The 17,649-nt window shown below is 72.3% G+C and carries 13 protein-coding genes; 4 read left to right on the forward strand and 9 right to left on the reverse strand.

The features are described from left to right. Positions 1 to 143: 143 nt before the first annotated feature. Complete coding sequence (locus ACWCV9_RS35235; RefSeq protein WP_450792791.1) at positions 144 to 791, reverse strand: TetR/AcrR family transcriptional regulator; 648 nt, start codon at positions 789 to 791, stop codon at positions 144 to 146. A gap of 1,421 nt (positions 792 to 2,212) precedes the next feature. Between ACWCV9_RS35235 and ACWCV9_RS35240 the strand changes: the two genes are divergently transcribed. Beyond that, entirely contained in the window at positions 2,213 to 3,979 is a 1,767-nt protein-coding gene (locus ACWCV9_RS35240; protein ID WP_450792793.1) for an ArnT family glycosyltransferase, read from the forward strand. Between the two features lie 30 nt (positions 3,980 to 4,009). On the opposite strand, the gene ACWCV9_RS35245 is transcribed toward ACWCV9_RS35240, so the two are convergent. From ACWCV9_RS35245 to tkt, 7 genes are read right to left on the reverse strand one after another with little or no spacing between them, the layout of a single operon-like run. Beyond that, positions 4,010 to 4,603: a histidine phosphatase family protein gene (locus tag ACWCV9_RS35245; protein ID WP_450792795.1), complete on the reverse strand. Its 594-nt coding sequence runs from the start codon at positions 4,601 to 4,603 to the stop codon at positions 4,010 to 4,012. A 1-nt stretch (position 4,604) separates the two neighbouring features. Further along, positions 4,605 to 5,483: a phosphogluconate dehydrogenase (NAD(+)-dependent, decarboxylating) gene (gene gnd / locus ACWCV9_RS35250; RefSeq protein WP_385848049.1), complete on the reverse strand. Its 879-nt coding sequence runs from the start codon at positions 5,481 to 5,483 to the stop codon at positions 4,605 to 4,607. A 2-nt stretch (positions 5,484 to 5,485) separates the two neighbouring features. After that, the gene (gene pgi / locus ACWCV9_RS35255; RefSeq protein ID WP_450792797.1) at positions 5,486 to 7,144 is read right to left on the reverse strand and encodes a glucose-6-phosphate isomerase; all 1,659 of its coding nucleotides are present in this window, start codon (positions 7,142 to 7,144) and stop codon (positions 5,486 to 5,488) included. A gap of 1 nt (position 7,145) precedes the next feature. Next, positions 7,146 to 8,072 carry a glucose-6-phosphate dehydrogenase assembly protein OpcA gene (gene opcA, locus ACWCV9_RS35260; RefSeq protein WP_450792799.1) on the reverse strand — a complete coding sequence of 309 codons (927 nt, stop codon included), beginning with the start codon at positions 8,070 to 8,072 and terminating at the stop codon, positions 7,146 to 7,148. Beyond that, positions 8,069 to 9,658, reverse strand: coding sequence for a glucose-6-phosphate dehydrogenase (gene zwf / locus ACWCV9_RS35265; protein ID WP_450792800.1), 1,590 nt, complete (start codon positions 9,656 to 9,658; stop codon positions 8,069 to 8,071). The genes opcA and zwf overlap by 4 nt, the downstream gene beginning before the upstream one ends. Then, positions 9,655 to 10,791: a transaldolase gene (gene tal / locus ACWCV9_RS35270; RefSeq protein WP_450792802.1), complete on the reverse strand. Its 1,137-nt coding sequence runs from the start codon at positions 10,789 to 10,791 to the stop codon at positions 9,655 to 9,657. Before tal ends, zwf begins: the two co-directional genes overlap by 4 nt. 48 nt (positions 10,792 to 10,839) lie before the next feature. After that, the gene (gene tkt, locus ACWCV9_RS35275) at positions 10,840 to 12,915 is read right to left on the reverse strand and encodes a transketolase (RefSeq protein WP_450792804.1); all 2,076 of its coding nucleotides are present in this window, start codon (positions 12,913 to 12,915) and stop codon (positions 10,840 to 10,842) included. Positions 12,916 to 13,061: 146 nt separating this feature from the next. Here tkt and ACWCV9_RS35280 point away from each other — a divergent pair, with 146 nt between their 5' ends. Then, positions 13,062 to 13,985 carry a helix-turn-helix domain-containing protein gene (locus ACWCV9_RS35280; protein ID WP_450792805.1) on the forward strand — a complete coding sequence of 308 codons (924 nt, stop codon included), beginning with the start codon at positions 13,062 to 13,064 and terminating at the stop codon, positions 13,983 to 13,985. A 78-nt stretch (positions 13,986 to 14,063) separates the two neighbouring features. Here the strand turns inward: ACWCV9_RS35280 and ACWCV9_RS35285 are convergent, their stop codons facing one another. Further along, complete coding sequence (locus ACWCV9_RS35285; protein ID WP_450792807.1) at positions 14,064 to 15,461, reverse strand: glycoside hydrolase family 16 protein; 1,398 nt, start codon at positions 15,459 to 15,461, stop codon at positions 14,064 to 14,066. 251 nt (positions 15,462 to 15,712) lie between these two features. On the opposite strand from ACWCV9_RS35285, the gene ACWCV9_RS35290 reads away from it, so the two are divergent. Both ACWCV9_RS35290 and ACWCV9_RS35295 read left to right on the forward strand, forming a co-directional pair. After that, complete coding sequence (locus ACWCV9_RS35290; protein ID WP_450792809.1) at positions 15,713 to 16,147, forward strand: VOC family protein; 435 nt, start codon at positions 15,713 to 15,715, stop codon at positions 16,145 to 16,147. 93 nt (positions 16,148 to 16,240) lie between these two features. After that, positions 16,241 to 17,578 carry a 6-phospho-beta-glucosidase gene (locus tag ACWCV9_RS35295; protein WP_450792811.1) on the forward strand — a complete coding sequence of 446 codons (1,338 nt, stop codon included), beginning with the start codon at positions 16,241 to 16,243 and terminating at the stop codon, positions 17,576 to 17,578. The last annotated feature ends 71 nt before the right edge of the window (positions 17,579 to 17,649 follow it).

Raw genomic sequence — 17,649 nt, forward strand, 5'->3', positions numbered from 1 at the left:
GACGTGGTCGGCGAGGACGAGCTGAACCCGAACTACATCATCCCCAGCGTCTTCAACGACAAGGTCGCGGGCGCCGTCGCCGGAGCCGTCCGCGACGTGGTGCGGCAGAGCGCCTGACCGGCCGGGCACGGTCGGCCCCGGCGTCAGCCGCCGGGGCGCTCCGCCGTCAGATAGGCGATCACCATGTCGCCCAGCATGGTCCGTTGCTGCTCCCGCCGCGCCGGGTCCAGCAGGTCCCGGGCGAACAGGGCGCCGAAGGTGTGCCGGCCGGCGACCCGGAAGACGCAGAACGAGCTGATCATCGCGTACAGATCGACCGCGTCGATACCGGTCCTGAACAGCCCCGACGCCTGCCCGTCGGCGAGGGCCCGGCGGATCGCCTCCAGCGCGGGGCACTCGGTCCGGCCGGGCTTCCCGGCGGCCGCCATGTTCCCGGTGCCGACCAGGCGGACGAAGTCGGGATGCCGCTCATGGTGGTCGAAGACCAGCTCGGCGAGGCGCCGGATCGCCGCGACCGGGTCCAGGTGCTCCACGTCCAGCCGCTGCCCGGCCTCGCGGATCACCCCGTACGCCCGCTCCAGCACGGCCGCGAACAGCTGTTCCTTGCCGCCGAAGTAGTAGTAGATCATCCGCTTGGTGGTGCGGGTACGGGCCGCGATCTCGTCGACGCGGGCACCGTCGTAGCCGGCCCGGGCGAACTCCTCCGTGGCCACGTCGAGGATCTCGCCCCGGGTCCGGGCGGCGTCACGCAGCCGCCCGGCGGGTCGTACCGGTTCTTCGACGCTCGTCATCGGATTCCTTCGGGGCGGCGGGCTGCCGGGGCACGCATACCGTGCCGGTGATTCCGGGGCACACGCACACGCGTGCCGGTGATTCTAGAAGCAGCCCCCCGTCCCCCCACCAGCCCCCACCCAAGCGGCCCGCCGCCCGGCCCGGGCCCCGACGGCCCGCGTAGTGAGGGTTCCGGGGCGCCTGGTGGCCTGTGTGATGAGGGGTCCGGGACCCCGGTGGCCTGCGTGGTGAGGGGTTGGGGGCGCCTGGTGGCCTGCGTGGTGAGGGGTCCGGGACCCCGGTGGCCCGCGTGGTGAACGCTTCGGGACGTCCTGTGGCCCGCGCGGTGAACGGCACCGGACCCGGAGAAGGGCCCGGTGAACCCCTGGTGAGACCTCGGTGAGACGCGGCCCGGCGGCCCGGTCCCGGGCGGCACGGCGACCCATACTCGGCCGCGGCCTGACCAGCGTCCGGCCAGGAGATCCCCGAAGCGCCCGGAAGGCCACGCATGCCGCCCCCCGACCGACACCCCGCGGAACCCACCGAGCCCGCACGCCCCCACTCCGCCCGCCGGCCGCCGGAGCATGCGGCTGCGGCGGCCGGGGGTCCGGACTCCGGTCGCCAGCCGTCGGAGCCCGCTGCGGCTGTGGAGCAAGATTCCGACCGCCAGCTACCAGAGCCTGCTGCGGTCCCGGACCGGGTCTCCGGTCGGGGGCGTCCGGAGCCCGCTGCCACCGTGGAGCCGGAATCCGGCCGACAGTTCCGGGAGTCCGCTGCGGCCCTGGGGCCGGTCCCCGGCCGACGATCGCCCGAGTCGGCTGCGGCCGTGGGGGCGGGCCCTGGCCGAAGGTCGTCGGAGCTTGCCGTGGGCGTGGGTTCGCGCCCGGACCTGCGGTCGCCGGAGTCCGCCGCGGGTCCGGACTCCGGTCGGGGGCTCCCGGAGCCTGCTGCGGCCTTGGGGCCGGTCCCCGGCCGACGATCACCGGAGTCGGCTGCGGCCGTGGGTTCGCGCCCGGACCTGCGGTCGCCGGAGGCCGCTGCGGGTCCGGACTCCGGTCGGGGGCTCCCGGAGTCGGCTGCGGCCTTGGGGCCGGTCCCCGGCCGACGGCCGCCGGAGTCGGCTGCGGCCTTGGGTCCGCACCCCGGCCGACGATCGCCGGAGTCGGCTGCGGCCGTGGGTTCGCGCCCGGACCTGCGGTCGCCGGAGGCCGCTGCGGGTGTGGGCCCGGACTCTGGTCGAGGACTCCCGGAGCCCGCTGCGGGCCTGGGGCCGGTCCCCGGCCGACCATCGCCGGAGGCGGCTGCGGCCTTGGGCCCGCCCCCCAGTCGACGGTCGCCGGAGCCCGCTGCGGCCCTGGGTCTGCCCCCCGGCCGACCATCGCCGGAGCCTGCCGCAGGTGCGCGCACGCGCGTCGCGCGCCATGAGCGGTCGCTGCTCGCGGTGATCGTCGCACTCACCGCCGTACTGTGCCTGTGGGGGCTGGATCACAGCACCTACCACCCGTTCTACGCGAGCGCCGTGCGCAGCATGACCGGGAGCCCGGCCGCTTTTTTCTACGGCTCCTTCGACCCGGCGTCCTCCATCACCCTGGACAAGCTGCCCGGGTTCCTGTGGCCGCAGGCCCTCTCCGCGCTGCTGTTCGGCTTCCACCCGTGGGCGCTGGTGGTGCCGCAGGCGCTGGAGATGACCGGCTGTGTGCTGCTGCTCCATCTGCTGGTGCGCCGCTGGGCCGGTGTCCCGGCCGGGCTGCTGGCCGCCCTGTTCATGGCGCTGACCCCGGTCACCGTGGGCCTCGGCCGCTCGGTCACCGAGGACGCCCCGTTCCTGCTGCTTCTGCTGCTGGCCGCCGAGGCCACCTGGCGCGCCACCGTCCGGGCCCGCCCGCGCACCCTGCTGCTCGCCGGCGTCTGGGTCGGCCTCGCCTTCCAGTGCAAGATGCTGGAGGCCTGGGCGGTGCTGCCCGCGCTGGCCGCGACCTATCTCGTCGCCGCGCCCGCCACCCGGCGCCGCCGGCTCGCCCATACGGCCCTGGCCGGTGCGGTGACCGTGGCGGTGTCGCTGTCCTGGATGCTGGTGGCCGCGCTGACCCCGGCCGGTGCCCGGCCGTATCTCGACGGCACCACGGACGACTCGCCGTTCGCGCTGGTCGTCGGCTACAACTTCCTCACCCGCTTCCACGCCGTCGGCGTCGACGCGGCCGGCACTGGAAGCATCGTCGCGAGCCGGGCGGCGCACGCGGCCGGCCGGATGCCGCCGGGCATGGGCGACGGCGTCGGTAAGATGTTCAGCCCCGGCCTGGCCAGCCAGACCGGGTGGCTGTATCCGCTGGCCGCGTTCGGGCTGGCCGCCGCGGTGCTGGCGGTGCGCCGCCGCCGGGTGCCGCGCACCGACCCGCTGCTCGCCGGCCAGGTGCTGTGGGGCGGCTGGCTGGCGACGTTCTTCACCGTGTTCACCTTCGGCAGCGTGACCGGGCACACCTACTACATGGGGGTCGTGGCGGCCGCCCTGTCCGCGTGGGCCGCCGTCGGAGCCGTACGGGCCCGCCGCTCCCGGGCGCTGCCCGCGGTGCTCGCCGTCAACGTCGGCTGGTGCGTGGCGCTGGCGCTGCACTACCCGCACTTCGCCGGCTGGTCCGCGTTCTTCGCGGCCGGCCTGTGCCTGCTCGCCCTCGCGCTGGCCGGCGCCCGCCGCCGGGCCGCGTTCGCCGTGGGGCTCGCGGCCGTGCTGCTCGTCCCGGCGGTGTGGTCGGCGTCCGCGCTGTCCCCCCGCTACAACCAGCCCGGCAGCTTCGGCCGGGTCGGACCCACCAGCGTCCGCGGCGACACCACCCTGGCCACCCTCGGCCCGCAGCACCGGCGGCTGCTCGGCTGGCTGACCGCGCACCGCGGCGGTGCCCGCTATCTGGCCGCGCTGCCCGGCTGGCAGGCGGCCGCGCCGTACGTCATCGCCGCCGACGCACCCGTCCTGCCGCTGGGCGGCTACACCGGCCGTGTCCCGTACCCGGCCCCGGCCGACTTCCACCGCCTCCTGGACACCGGGCGGCTCCGCTATGTCGTGCTCACCGCCCGCTCCCTCACCGAGCGCACCCCGGCCGCGGCGCTGCTCCGCTGGACCGCCGCCCACTGCACGCCGGTCCCCGCGGCCGCCTACGACCCCGCCGACCGGACCCGGTTGCTGTACGACTGCGGCCCGGGCCACACACGGTGACCCGGGCCGGAGGGCAGTACAACTCCCGTACTACGGACGCACGTTCCACTCGGCGATCACCGGGCGGCCGTGCTCGGTGGACAGCCGGCTGAGCGTGCCGGTCGCCAGCTGGAAGAGCCGGCCCTCGGCGGGCGGCAGGCCCAGGCGGCGCGCGGTGAGCACCCGCAGGAAGTGGGCGTGCGCGACGAGCACCACATCGCCGGACCGGTCGGCGAGGGCCGCGTCCACCCGGGCGAGCACCCGGTCGGCGCGGTCGCCGACCTCGGCCGGGGACTCGCCCGGCTGGCCCTCTGCTCCCGCCGGAACGCCGTGTACCCACAGGTCCCAGTCCGGGCGGCCGCGGTGGATGTCCACGGTGGTGACGCCCTCGTAGCCGCCGTAGTGCCACTCGTGCAGCTCGGGGTCGGGGACGGCCCCGGTCACGCCCGCCAGTTCCGCGGTGCGGACCGCCCGCTGGAGCGGGCTGGTCAGCGCGAGCGCGAAGGTCCGCCCGGACAGCAGCGGGGCCAGCGACTTCGCCTGCTCCTCACCGTGCCGGGTCAGGGGCAGGTCGGTGAAGCTGGTGTGCCGGCCCGTCAGGCTCCACTCGGTCTCGCCGTGCCGGACCAGCAGCAGATCGCCCACGTCAGTCCTTCTTCTCCACCGCGTGTCCGCCGAACTGGTTGCGCAGCGCCGCGATCATCTTCATCTGGGGGGAATCGTCCTGCCGGGAGGCGAACCGGGCGAACAGCGAGGCGGTGATCGCCGGGAGCGGTACCGCGTTGTCGATGGCCGCCTCGACGGTCCAGCGGCCCTCGCCGGAGTCCTCCGCGTAGCCGCGCAGCTGCTCCAGGTGCTCGTCCTCGTCGAGGGCGTTGACCGCGAGGTCCAGCAGCCAGGAGCGGATGACGGTGCCCTCCTGCCAGGAGCGGAACACCTCGCGGACGTTCTCCACGGAGTGGACCTTCTCCAGCAGCTCCCAGCCCTCGGCGTACGCCTGCATCATGGCGTACTCGATGCCGTTGTGGACCATCTTGGAGAAGTGCCCGGCGCCGACCCGGCCCGCGTGGACATAGCCGTACGGGCCCTCCGGCTTGAGCGCGTCGAAGATCGGCTGGAGCGGTTCCACGTGCTGCCGGTCGCCGCCGACCATGAGCGCGTAGCCGTTCTGCAAGCCCCACACACCGCCGGAGACACCGGCGTCGACGAAGCCGATGCCCTTGATGCCGAGCGCGGCGGCGTGCTTCTCGTCGTCGGTCCAGCGGGAGTTGCCCCCGTCGATCACCGTGTCGCCGGGCTCGAGCAGGTCGCCGAGCTCGTCGATGACGGTCTGGGTGGCGGTGCCCGCGGGCACCATCACCCACACATGGCGGGGCGCGTCCAGCTTGGCGACCAGTTCCTCGAGGCTCTTGACGTCGGTGACGTCGGGGTTGCGGTCGTAGCCGATGACGGTGTGGCCGGCGCGGCGGATGCGCTCGCGCATGTTGCCGCCCATCTTGCCGAGACCGATGAGGCCGAGCTGCATGATCAGTTCTCCGATGCGTTCTTGAGAGTGCGGTAGGCGGCGACGAGGGCCGTGGTGGACGGGTCGAGACCGGGCACGTGGGCGCCCTCGGTCAGGGCCGGTTCCACCCGCTTGGCGAGGACCTTGCCGAGCTCGACGCCCCACTGGTCGAAGGAGTCGATGTTCCACACCGCGCCCTGCACGAACACTTTGTGCTCGTAGAGGGCGATCAGCTGGCCGAGCACCGACGGGGTCAGCTCGGTGGCGAGGATGGTCGTGGTCGGGTGGTTGCCGCGGAAGGTGCGGTGGGCCACCTGCTCCTCGGCGACGCCCTCCGCGCGGACCTCGTCGGCGGTCTTGCCGAAGGCGAGCGCCTGGGTCTGGGCGAAGAAGTTGGCCATCAACAGGTCGTGCTGCGCCGCGAGTTCGGGGCTCAGCTCGGCGACCGGGCGGGCGAAGCCGATGAAGTCGGCCGGGATCAGCTTGGTGCCCTGGTGGATCAACTGGTAGTAGGCGTGCTGGCCGTTGGTGCCCGGGGTGCCCCAGACGACCGGCCCGGTCTGCCAGTCCACGGGCTCTCCGTCCCGCTGCACCGACTTGCCGTTGGACTCCATGTCCAGCTGCTGGAGGTAGGCGGTGAACTTGGACAGGTAGTGGCTGTACGGCAGCACCGCGTGCGACTGGGCGTCGTGGAAGTTGCCGTACCAGATGCCCAGCAGGCCCAGCAGCAGCGGGGCGTTGGCCTCGGCCGGGGCGGTGCGGAAGTGGTCGTCGACGATCCGGAAGCCGTCGAGCATCTCCCGGAAGCGGTCCGGCCCGATGGCGATCATTAGGGACAGGCCGATCGCGGAGTCGTACGAGTAGCGGCCGCCGACCCAGTCCCAGAACTCGAACATGTTCTCCGGGTCGATCCCGAACCCGGTGACCTTCTCGGCGTTGGTCGACAGCGCCACGAAGTGCCTGGCGACCGCCTTCTCCTCGCCGTCCAGGCCGTCGAGCAGCCACGTCCGGGCGGAGGTCGCGTTGGTGATCGTCTCGATCGTGGTGAACGTCTTGGACGCGACGATGAACAGGGTCTCCGCCGGATCCAGGTCACGCGTGGCCTCGTGCAGGTCGGCGCCGTCCACGTTGGACACGAACCGGAACGTCAACTCCCGGGCGGTGAACGGGCGCAGCGCCTCGTAGGCCATCGCGGGGCCGAGGTCGGAGCCGCCGATGCCGATGTTGACGACGTTCCTGATGCGCTTGCCGGTGTGGCCGGTCCACTCGCCGGAGCGGACCCGGTCGGCGAAGCGGGCCATCCTGTCCAGCACCGCGTGCACCTTCGGTACGACGTTCTCGCCGTCGACCTCGATCACCGCGTCCCGCGGGGCGCGCAGCGCGGTGTGCAGCACCGCCCGGTCCTCGGTGACGTTGATCCGCTCGCCGCGGAACATGGCGTCCCGCAGCCCGAACACGTCGGTGGCCGTGGCGAGTTCCTGGAGCAGGGCCAGGGTCTCGTCGGTGATCAGGTGCTTGCTGTAGTCGATGTGGAGGTCGCCGACCCGGACGACGTACCGCTCGGCGCGGCCCGGGTCCGCGGCGAACAGCTCGCGCAACTGCGGCTGTCCCTGGGCGCGGTGGTCGGCGAGCGCGGTCCACTCGGGCCGCTGGGTGAGCTTGGGGAAATCTGACTGGGCCATCTCAGGCGGTCTCCTTGGCGGCCACGCCCTGGAGGGCGATGGCGTACATCTCGTCGGCGTCGAGGCGGCGCAGCTCCTCGGCGATGAGTTCGGAGGTGGCGCGGACCTTCAGGGCGAGGGTGCGCGGCGGCTGGCCCGGCAGGGACAGCGTGGCGAGCGGGCCCTCGGGGCGGTCGATGACGATCTCGCCGTCGGCGGTGCCCAGGCGTACGGCGGTGACCACCGGCCCGGTGGTGACCACGCGCTCCACAGCGACGCCGAGGCGGGCCTCCAGCCAGCGGGCGAGCAGCTCGGCGCTGGGGTTGTCGGCCTCCGCCTCGACGGCGGCCGAGGTGATCCGCGTCCGCGCCTGGTCCAGCGCGGCGGCCAGCATCGAGCGCCACGGGGTGAGCCGGGTCCAGGCGAGGTCGGTGTCGCCGGGCGCGTAGTTGCGCATCCGGGTCTCCAGCACCTCCAGTGGCCGCTCGACCGCGTACAGGTCGGTGATCCGGCGCTGGGCCAGCACCCCCAGCGGGTCCTTGGAGGGGGTGTCGGGCGCGTCCACCGGCCACCACACGACCACCGGGGCGTCCGGCAGCAGCAGCGGCAGCACCACCGAGTCGGCGTGGTCGGAGGCCTCGCCGTAGGTGCGCAGCACGACGGTCTCGCCGGTGCCGGCCTCGGAGCCGACCCGGACCTCGGCGTCCAGCCGGGAGTGGGTGCGGTCACGCAGGGTGCGGGCCTGCCGCTTGATCACCACCAGGGTGCGCGAGGGGTGCTCGCGCGAGGCATCCTCGGCGGCCTTCAGCGAGTCGTAGGCGTTCTCCTCGTCCGTGACGATGACCATCGTCAGGACCATGCCCACGGCGGGTGTGCCGATGGCGCGGCGGCCCTCCACCAGCGCCTTGTTGATCTTGCTTGCCGTGGTGTCGGTCAGGTCGATCTTCATGGCCTGCGCCAGCTCCGTCCGTCTCGTGCGAGCATCTCGTCGGCTTCCCTCGGTCCCCAGCTGCCCGACGCGTACTGCGCCGGCCGGCCGTGTGCCGCCCAGTACTCCTCGATCGGGTCGAGGATCTTCCAGGACTCCTCGACCTCCTCCGTGCGCGGGAAGAGGTTGGCGTCGCCGAGCAGCACGTCCAGGATGAGCCGCTCGTACGCCTCCGGGCTGGACTCCGTGAACGACTCGCCGTACGCGAAGTCCATGGACACGTCCCGGATCTCCATCGAGGTGCCCGGCACCTTGGAGCCGAACCGCACGGTCATGCCCTCGTCCGGCTGGACCCGGATGACGATCGCGTTCTGCCCCAGCTCCTCGGTCGCCGTGGAGTCGAAGGGCGAGTGCGGGGCGCGCTTGAAGACCACCGCGATCTCGGTGACCCGGCGGCCGAGCCGCTTGCCGGTGCGCAGATAGAAGGGGACGCCCGCCCAGCGGCGGTTGTCGATGCCCAGCTTGATCGCCGCGAAGGTGTCGGTCTTCGACTTCGGGTCGATGCCGTCCTCCTCGAGGTAGCCGAGGACCTTCTCGCCGCCCTGCCAGCCGCCCGCGTACTGGCCGCGCACGGTGTGCCCGCCGAGGTCCTCGGGCAGCCGCACCGACTTCAGCACCTTCAGCTTCTCGGTGAGCAGCGCCTCCGCGTCGAACGCGATGGGCTCCTCCATCGCGGTCAGCGCGAGCAGCTGGAGCAGGTGGTTCTGGATGACGTCCCGGGCGGCGCCGATGCCGTCGTAGTAGCCGGCGCGGCCGCCGATGCCGATGTCCTCGGCCATGGTGATCTGCACATGGTCGACGTACGACCGGTTCCAGATCGGCTCGTACATCTGGTTGGCGAAGCGCAGCGCCAGGATGTTCTGGACGGTCTCCTTGCCGAGGTAGTGGTCGATCCGGAACACCTGGTCCGGCTCGAACACGTCGTGCACGATCGCGTTCAGCTCGCGGGCGCTGGCGAGGTCGTGGCCGAAGGGCTTCTCGATGACCGCGCGCCGCCAGGAGCCCTCGGGCGGAGCGGCCAGGCCGTGCTTCTTCAGCTGCTGCACGACCTTCGGGAAGAACTTCGGCGGCACCGAGAGGTAGAACGCGAAGTTGCCGCCGGTGCCGCGGGAGGCGTCCAGCTCCTCGACGGCGTCCTTGAGCTGCTTGAACGCGGTGTCGTCGTCGAAGTCGCCGGGGATGAACCGCATGCCCTCGGCGAGCTGCTGCCACACCTCCTCGCGGAAGGGGGTGCGGGAGTGCTCGCGCACGGAGTCGTGGACGACCTGCGCGAAGTCCTGGTCCTCCCACTCCCGGCGGGCGAAGCCGACCAGCGAGAAGCCCGGCGGCAGCAGACCGCGGTTGGCCAGGTCGTACACGGCCGGCATCAGCTTCTTGCGGGACAGGTCACCGGTCACACCGAAGATGACCAGCCCGGACGGGCCGGCGATGCGCGGCAGCCGGCGGTCGCGGGCGTCCCGGAGCGGGTTGACCCAGTCGGCGGCCGGGAGAACCGGTACGCGCACCTCCTCGGGCGCCGCCTGGGCTGCGGATGCGTTGTCGGTCATCGGGCGTCAGCTCCCTTGCTCTTCAGGGACGTCGTGACGGCGTCCAGCAGGTCCTGCCAGGCCACCTCGAACTTGGCGACGCCCTCGTCCTCCAGCTGCTGGACGACCTCGTCGTAGGAGATGCCGAGCCGCTCGACGGCGGCCAGGTCGGCGCGGGCCTGCGCATAGCCGCCGGTGACCGTGTCACCGGTGATCTCGCCGTGGTCGGCGACGGCGTTCAGCGTGGCCTCCGGCATGGTGTTGACGGTGCCCGGCGCGACCAGTTCGTCCACGTACAGAGTGTCCTTGTACGCGGGATCCTTCACCCCGGTGGACGCCCACAGCGGGCGCTGCCTGTTCGCGTGCGCCCCGGCCAGCGCCAGCCACCGCGCGGAGGCGAAGACCTCCTCGTAGGCCTCGTAGGCGAGCCGGGCGTTGGCGAGGGCCGCGCGGCCCTTGAGGGCGACGGCCTCGTCGGTGCCGATGCCGTCCAGGCGCTTGTCGATCTCCGAGTCGACCCGGGAGACGAAGAAGGACGCCACGGAGTGGATCAGCGACAGGTCCAGGCCGCGCTCGCGGGCCTTCTCCAGACCGGCCAGGTAGGCGTCCATGACCGCGCGGTAGCGCTCCAGGGAGAAGATCAGGGTCACGTTGACGCTGATGCCGAGGCCGATGACCTCGGTGATCGCCGGCAGGCCCGCCTCGGTCGCCGGGATCTTGATCATCACGTTGGGGCGGTCGACCAGCCAGGCCAGCTGCTTGGCCTCGGCGACGGTCGCCCGGGTGTCGTGGGCGAGACGCGGGTCGACCTCGATGGAGACCCGGCCGTCACGGCCGTCCGTGCGGTCGTACACGGGGCGCAGGATGTCCGCGGCGGCGCGCACGTCGGCGGTCGTCATCATCCGCACGGCCTCGTCCACCGTCACACCGCGTACGGCGAGGTCGGTGAGCTGCTCCTCGTACCCCTCGCCGGAGCCTATGGCGGCCTGGAAGATCGAGGGGTTGGTGGTGACGCCGACGGCGCTTCCGTTCGCCACCAGCTCGGCGAGGCCGCCCGAGGTGATCCGCTTGCGCGACAGGTCGTCGAGCCAGATCGACACGCCCTCGTCGGCGAGGCGCTTGAGGGCTCCCGGGGTCGCGATTGCTTCGGTCACAGTGATCGTCTTTCTTTCTTTCTCTCGGGAAGGAGTCGGGCGTCGGGGTCAGGCGCGCGCGGCGGCGAGCGACTCGCGGGCCGTGGCGGCGACGTTCTCGGGGGTGAAGCCGAACTCGGTGAAGAGGGTCGTGGCGTCGGCGGAGGCACCGAAGTGTTCGAGCGAGACGATCCGCCCCGCGTCACCCACGTACCGGTACCAGGTCAGGCCGATCCCGGCCTCCACCGCGACCCGGGCCCGGACGGCGGGCGGCAGCACGCTCTCGCGGTACTCGCGGGGCTGCTCCTCGAACCACTCCACCGACGGCATCGACACCACGCGGGTGCCCGTGCCCTCGGCCTCCAGCAGCTCGCGGGCGGCCACGGCCAGCTGCACCTCGGAGCCCGTCGCGATGATGATCACCTCCGGGACCTCCGTCGAGGACTCGCGCAGCACATAGCCGCCCTTGGCCGCGTCCGGGTTCGGCGCGTACACCGGCACGCCCTGGCGGGTGAGCGCGAGCCCGTGCGGGGCGGGGTCGGTGGCGTGCCTCTTCAGGATCTCGGCCCAGGCGATCGCGGTCTCGTTGGCGTCGGCCGGGCGGACGACGTTCAGGCCCGGGATGGCGCGCAGCGAGGCCAGGTGCTCCACCGGCTGGTGGGTCGGGCCGTCCTCGCCCAGACCGATGGAGTCGTGCGTCCACACGTACGTCACCGGCAGCTGCATCAGCGCCGCCATCCGTACCGCGTTGCGCATGTAGTCGGAGAACACCAGGAAGGTGCCGCCGTAGATCCGGGTGTTGCCGTGCAGGGCGATGCCGTTCATCTCCGCGGCCATGGAGAACTCGCGGATGCCGAAGTGGACGGTACGGCCGTACGGGTCGGCCTCCGGCAGCGGGTTGCCCTTGGGCAGGAAGGAGCTGGCCTTGTCGATGGTGGTGTTGTTCGACCCGGCGAGGTCGGCGGAGCCGCCCCACAGCTCGGGGATGACCGGGCCGAGCGCCTGGAGCACCTTGCCGGAGGCGGCACGGGTGGCGACGGACCGGCCCTCCTCGAAGACGGGCAGCGCGTCCTCCCAGCCCGCGGGCAGCTCGCCCTTGCTGACGCGGTCGAACAGCTCGGCCCGCGCCGGCTGGGCCGTGCGCCACTCGGCGATCCGCTTCTCCCAGGCCGCGTGCGCCTCGGCACCGCGGTCCAGGGCCCGTCGGGTGTGGGCGATGACCTCGTCCTCGACCTGGAAGGTCTGCTCGGGGTCGAAGCCGAGCACGCGCTTGGTGGCGGCGATCTCCTCCGCGCCGAGCGCCGAGCCGTGGGAGGCCTCGGTGTTCTGCGCGTTCGGGGCCGGCCAGGCGATGATCGTGCGCATCGCGATGATCGACGGCCGCTCGGTCTCCGCCTGCGCGGCCTTCAGCGCCGCGTGCAGGGCCCGGACGTCGACGTCGCCCTCGGGGGTGGGCTCGATGCGCTGGGTGTGCCAGCCGTAGGCCTCGTACCGCTTCAGCACGTCCTCGGAGAAGGCGGTCGCCGTGTCGCCCTCGATGGAGATGTGGTTGTCGTCGTAGAGGAAGACCAGGTTGCCGAGCTTCTGGTGGCCGGCCAGCGAGGAGGCCTCGGCGGAGACGCCCTCCTCCAGGTCGCCGTCCGAGACGATCGCCCAGACGGTGTGGTCGAAGGGGGAGGTGCCCGCGGGGGCCTCCGGGTCGAACAGGCCGCGCTCGTAGCGGGCCGCCATCGCCATGCCGACCGCGTTGGCGACCCCCTGGCCGAGCGGACCCGTCGTGGTCTCGACCCCGGCGGTGTGCCCGTACTCCGGGTGGCCCGGCGTCTTCGAGCCCTGCGTCCGGAAGGCCTTCAGGTCGTCCAGCTCCAGCTCGTACCCGGCCAGGAACAGCTGCGTGTAGAGGGTCAGCGAGGTGTGACCGGGGGACAGCACGAAGCGGTCACGGCCCGCCCACTCCGGGTCGGCCGGATCATGACGCATCACCTTCTGAAAGATCGTGTACGCGGCAGGCGCCAGGCTCATCGCGGTGCCCGGGTGGCCGTTGCCCACCTTCTGCACCGCGTCGGCGGCCAGCAGACGGGCCGTGTCCACGGCACGCCGGTCCAGGTCGGTCCACTCGAAACCGTCGGAAGTCTGCGTGCTCATCTTCAAGAAGTCCTCGTTCAGTGCGGGAAGGCTGGTCGGACGCGTTCAAACTTAAAAGTCTGACTTTTTCGACGGAAGGTCGGGGTGTGTCAGTCTGTGGTGAATCTGGGACAGCGATCAGGGAACAGGGACGGCGCGAACAGGACATGGCTGACAGAACGCCACAAGCCCACGGCAGTGCGACGGGCGGTGGCAGCGCCGGGGACGGCGACGTCATCAGGACCTTCCCCTTCCCCGCCGAGCTGGCCGTCGGCGGTGTCGGCATGCAGATCGGACCGATGGGGACCGGCCGCACCTGGCACGCCGACGCCCCCCTCGACCGCGTCCACCGCATCGACTTCCACGTCGTCATGCTCTTCACCGACGGACCCGTCCGGCACATGGTCGACTTCGCCGAGTACGAGGCGGACGCCGGCGACCTGCTGTGGATCCGCCCCGGACAGGTCCACCGCTTCTCCCGGGAGAGCGTGTACCGCGGAACGGTCCTCACCATGCAGCCCGGCTTCCTGCCCCGCGCCACCGTCGAGGCCACCGGCCTGTACCGCTACGACCTCCCGCCGCTGCTGCACCCCGACCCCGCCCAGCTCACCGCGCTCCAGGCGGCCCTCGGCCAGCTGTGCCGCGAGTACGAGGACACCAGCACGCTCCCGCTCAGCCTGCACACGGCCGTGCTGCGGCACACCCTGACCGCGTTCCTGCTGCGTCTCGCCCATCTCGCGGCCAGCTCCCCGGAGGCCTCGCGGCAGCATCCCGACAGCACCTTCACCCGGTTCCGCGACGCCGTCGAGCAGGACTTCGCGGTCAACCACAGCGTCAGCGCCTACGCCGACGCCCTCGGCTACTCCCGTCGCACCCTCGTCCGCGCGGTCCGCGCCGCCACCGGCGAGACCCCCAAGGGCTTCATCGACAAGCGCGTCGTCCTGGAGGCCAAGCGCCTGCTCGCCCACACGGACCTGCCGATCGGCCGCGTCGGAGCGGCCGTCGGCTTCCCCGACGCGGCCAACTTCTCCAAGTACTTCCACCTGCACACCGGACAGACCCCGGTGGCATTCCGCGCGGAACTGCGCTGAGACGCCCGGCGAGGAGCACGCCGAAGGCCGGCCGCGATCGCGCGGCCGGCCCTCGGTGTCGGATCGTCAGTGGCCTCGTCAGTGGCCGAAGTCGAACCAGTTGACGTTCACGAAGTCGGACGGCTGGCCGCTGGAGAAGGTCAGGTACACATCGTGGGTGCCGGTCACCGCGCCGATGTTGGCCGGGACCGTCCGCCAGGACTGCCAGCCGCCCGTGTTGGCGACGGCGAAGCTGCCGACCGGGGTGCTGGTGGCGCTGTCCAGGCGCACCTGGACCAGGCCGCTGACCCCGGACGCGGCGCCGCTGGCGACCCGCGCGTAGAACTGGTGAGCCGCCGTGGAGCCGAAGTTCACGCCCTTGTACAGCGCCCAGTCACCGTTCGAGACGTAGGCGACGTCCTGGCCGCCGCCGCTGTCGGTCGTGGTCTCGGTGCCGAGGCCGGACTGGCCGTCGTACGACTCGGCCTGGATGGGGCTGTAGGCGTCCCGGCCGCCGGAGGGCGGGGGAGTGGTGCCGCCGCTCCCGCCGGACGACAGCACCTGCACATAGTCCACGGCCATCGGGTGGCCGGGTTCCGTCGCGCCGGTCGGGCCGCCGCCGAACGCCCCCGGGAAGCCGCCGCCCATCGCCACGTTCAGGATGACGAAGAAGCCGTGGTTCGTGGCGTTGGCCCAGGTGGTCGCGTCCATCTGGGCCGCTGTGACGGTCTGGTAGTTCACCCCGTCGACGTAGAAGCGGATCGCCTCGGGGCTCACCGAGCGGTCCCACTCCATGGTGTACGTGTGGAATCCCGACTGGCAGGTGCTGCCCGGACAGGCGGTGGAATTGCCCAGGCCGGACGTCTCGTTGCACGGGCCGCCCGGGTTGGTGCCGCAGTGCATGGTGGCCCAGGTCTTGTTCAGACCCTGGACGTTCTCCATGATGTCCAGCTCGCCGACGCTCGGCCAGTTCTGGTAGTTGCCCCGGTACGGCGCGCCCAGCATCCAGAAGGCGGGCCAGTAGCCGGCGGCCGCGTCGCCGGTCACGTTCGGCATCTGGATACGGGCCTCGACCCGCAGCTTGCCGCCCGCCGGGGGCTGGAAGTCGGTGCGGGTGGTCTCGATCCGGCCGGAGGTCCAGTTGCCGGAGGCGTCCCGGCGCGGGGTGATGAGCAGGTTGCCGTTGCCGTCGAGGGAGACGTTGCTGGTGCTGGAGGTCATCGACTCGACCTCGCCGGTGCCCCAGTTGGCGGCTCCGCCCGGGTACGACGTCCCGGTGTCGTACTGCCAGTTGGAGGTGTTGACGCCGGAGCCGGCCGCGCCGTTGAAGTCGTCCAGGAAGACCTGGTTCCAGCCGGACGGGGGCGCGGGCGCGGAGGCGTCGGCGGGTGCGGTGGCGGCCGTCGCGGCGGCCGCGGCCAGGCCGAGCGTCGCGACGACGGCGAGGAGCGTGCGCCGCAGCGGGCGGGGTCTGGGTGTGCCGGAGGATGCGCTCATGGGGGGAGGCCTCTCGGGTACGGGGGACTGTGCGGGGGGTTGCTGGGAGCGCTCCCGAAGCTCCTTGAGAGCGCTCTCACGGTGACCGCCAATGTGCTCCCCGGGCCCCCGGCCGTCAAGCCTTGAAGCAACCAAACTCCCTACGTGCCGCGGAAGTTCACCGGATGAAGCCACCCGTACCCGCGCAGACCGCGCCACCTGCCCGGGAGTTGGCGCCGAGCCCGCTCCCAGCCCCCTGCTACGGTGGCCGGATGGCATCGGTCAGGCAGTTCCAAGTCACCTTCGACTGCGCCGAACCCGAGCGTGTCGCCCGCTTCTGGTGCGAGGTGCTGGGGTACGTCGCCCCGCCGGTCCCGGACGGGTTCGCGACCTGGGACGACTACAACCGTTCCCTGCCGCCCGAGCAGCAGGGTGCCTGGTTCGCGTGCAGTGACCCCACCGGCGTGGGTCCCCGGCTGTTCTTCCAGCGCGTGCCCGAGGGCAAGGTCGTCAAGAACCGGGTGCATCTCGATGTGCGCGTCGGCACCGGGCTCGTGGGCGCGGAGCGCCTCGCCACGCTCGAGGCCGAGTGCGCCCGGCTGGTCGCGCTCGGCGCCACCCGCGTGCGCCTGCTGGCGGCCGACGAGGAGAACGAGTCGTGCATCGTGATGCAGGACGTCGAGGGCAACGAGTTCTGCCTCGACTGAGCGCCTTGCCGACCCGGGCCGGTGATCCGAGCGTGGAAATGATCGGAAACGGCGGGTAGCGTTCCCGGCCGGGGACTCGGGAAGGGTGCTGAGGTGAGGCTGACAATTCTGGGCGGCGGCGGATTCCGGGTGCCGCTGGTGTACGGCGCGCTGCTCACCGACCGCGGCGAGGGCCGGATCACCGAGGTCGTCCTGCACGACCTGGACGACCGCCGGCTGTACGCGGTGAGCCGGGTGCTGCACGAACAGGCCGCCGGCCTCCCCGACGCCCCGCGGGTGACCGCCACCACCGATCTGGACGAGGCCCTCGTCGGCGCCGACTTCGTCTTCTCCGCGATCCGCGTCGGCGGCCTGGAGGGCAGGGCGAACGACGAGCGGGTCGCGCTCGCGCACGGCGTCCTCGGCCAGGAGACCGTGGGCGCCGGCGGCATCGCCTACGGTCTGCGCACCGTACCCGTCGCCGTGGACATCGCCCGGCGCGTGGCCCGTCTCGCCCCCGACGCCTGGGTCATCAACTTCACCAACCCGTCCGGCCTGGTCACCGAGGCCATGTCCCGCTACCTCGGCGACCGGGTGATCGGCATCTGCGACTCGCCGGTCGGCCTCGGCCGCCGTATCGCCCGGGTGCTCGGCGCCGACCCGGCGGCGGCCTATGTCGACTACGTCGGCCTCAACCACCTCGGCTGGGTCCGCGGGCTGCGCGTCGCCGGCCGCGACGAGCTGCCGCGTCTGCTCGCCGACCCGGCACTGCTCGGCTCCTTCGAGGAGGGCAGGCTCTTCGGCGCCGACTGGCTCCAGTCGCTCGGCGCGATCCCCAACGAGTACCTGCACTACTACTACTTCACCCGGGACACCGTCCGTGCCTACCAGGAGGCCGAGCAGACCCGCGGCGCCTTCCTGCACCACCAGCAGGCCCGCTTCTACACCGAGGCCGGCGCCCCCGGCGGCTCCGCACTGCGCGCCTGGGACCGCACCCGCGCCGAGCGCGAGGCGACCTACATGGCCGAGAACCGGGAGAGCGCCGGGGCCGGCGAGCGCGAGGCCGACGACCTCTCCGGCGGCTACGAGAAGGTGGCCCTCGCCCTGATGCGGGCCATCGCCCGGAACGAACGCGCCACCCTGATCCTCAATGTGCGCAACCGCTCCACCCTGGCCGTCCTCGACGCCGACGCGGTCATCGAGGTGCCCTGCCTGGTCGACGCGAGCGGCGCCCAGCCGCTCGCCGCCGCACCGCTGCCCGGCCACGCCACCGGGCTGGTGTGCGCGGTCAAGGCCGTCGAGCGCGAGGTGCTCGCCGCGGCCGAATCCGGGTCCCGGGCCACCGCCGTCAAGGCGTTCGCGCTGCATCCGCTGGTGGACTCCGTCACCGTCGCCCGCAGGCTGGTGGAGGACTACATCGAGGTCCATCCTGGACTCGCCTACCTCAAGTAAGAGCCCCCGCTACCTCACCTAAGCCTCCGCCGGCAGACGCACCTCTCCGACAAGCGCCCCCTCGCCCCGGG

The organism is Streptomyces sp. NPDC001606 (assembly GCF_053596835.1).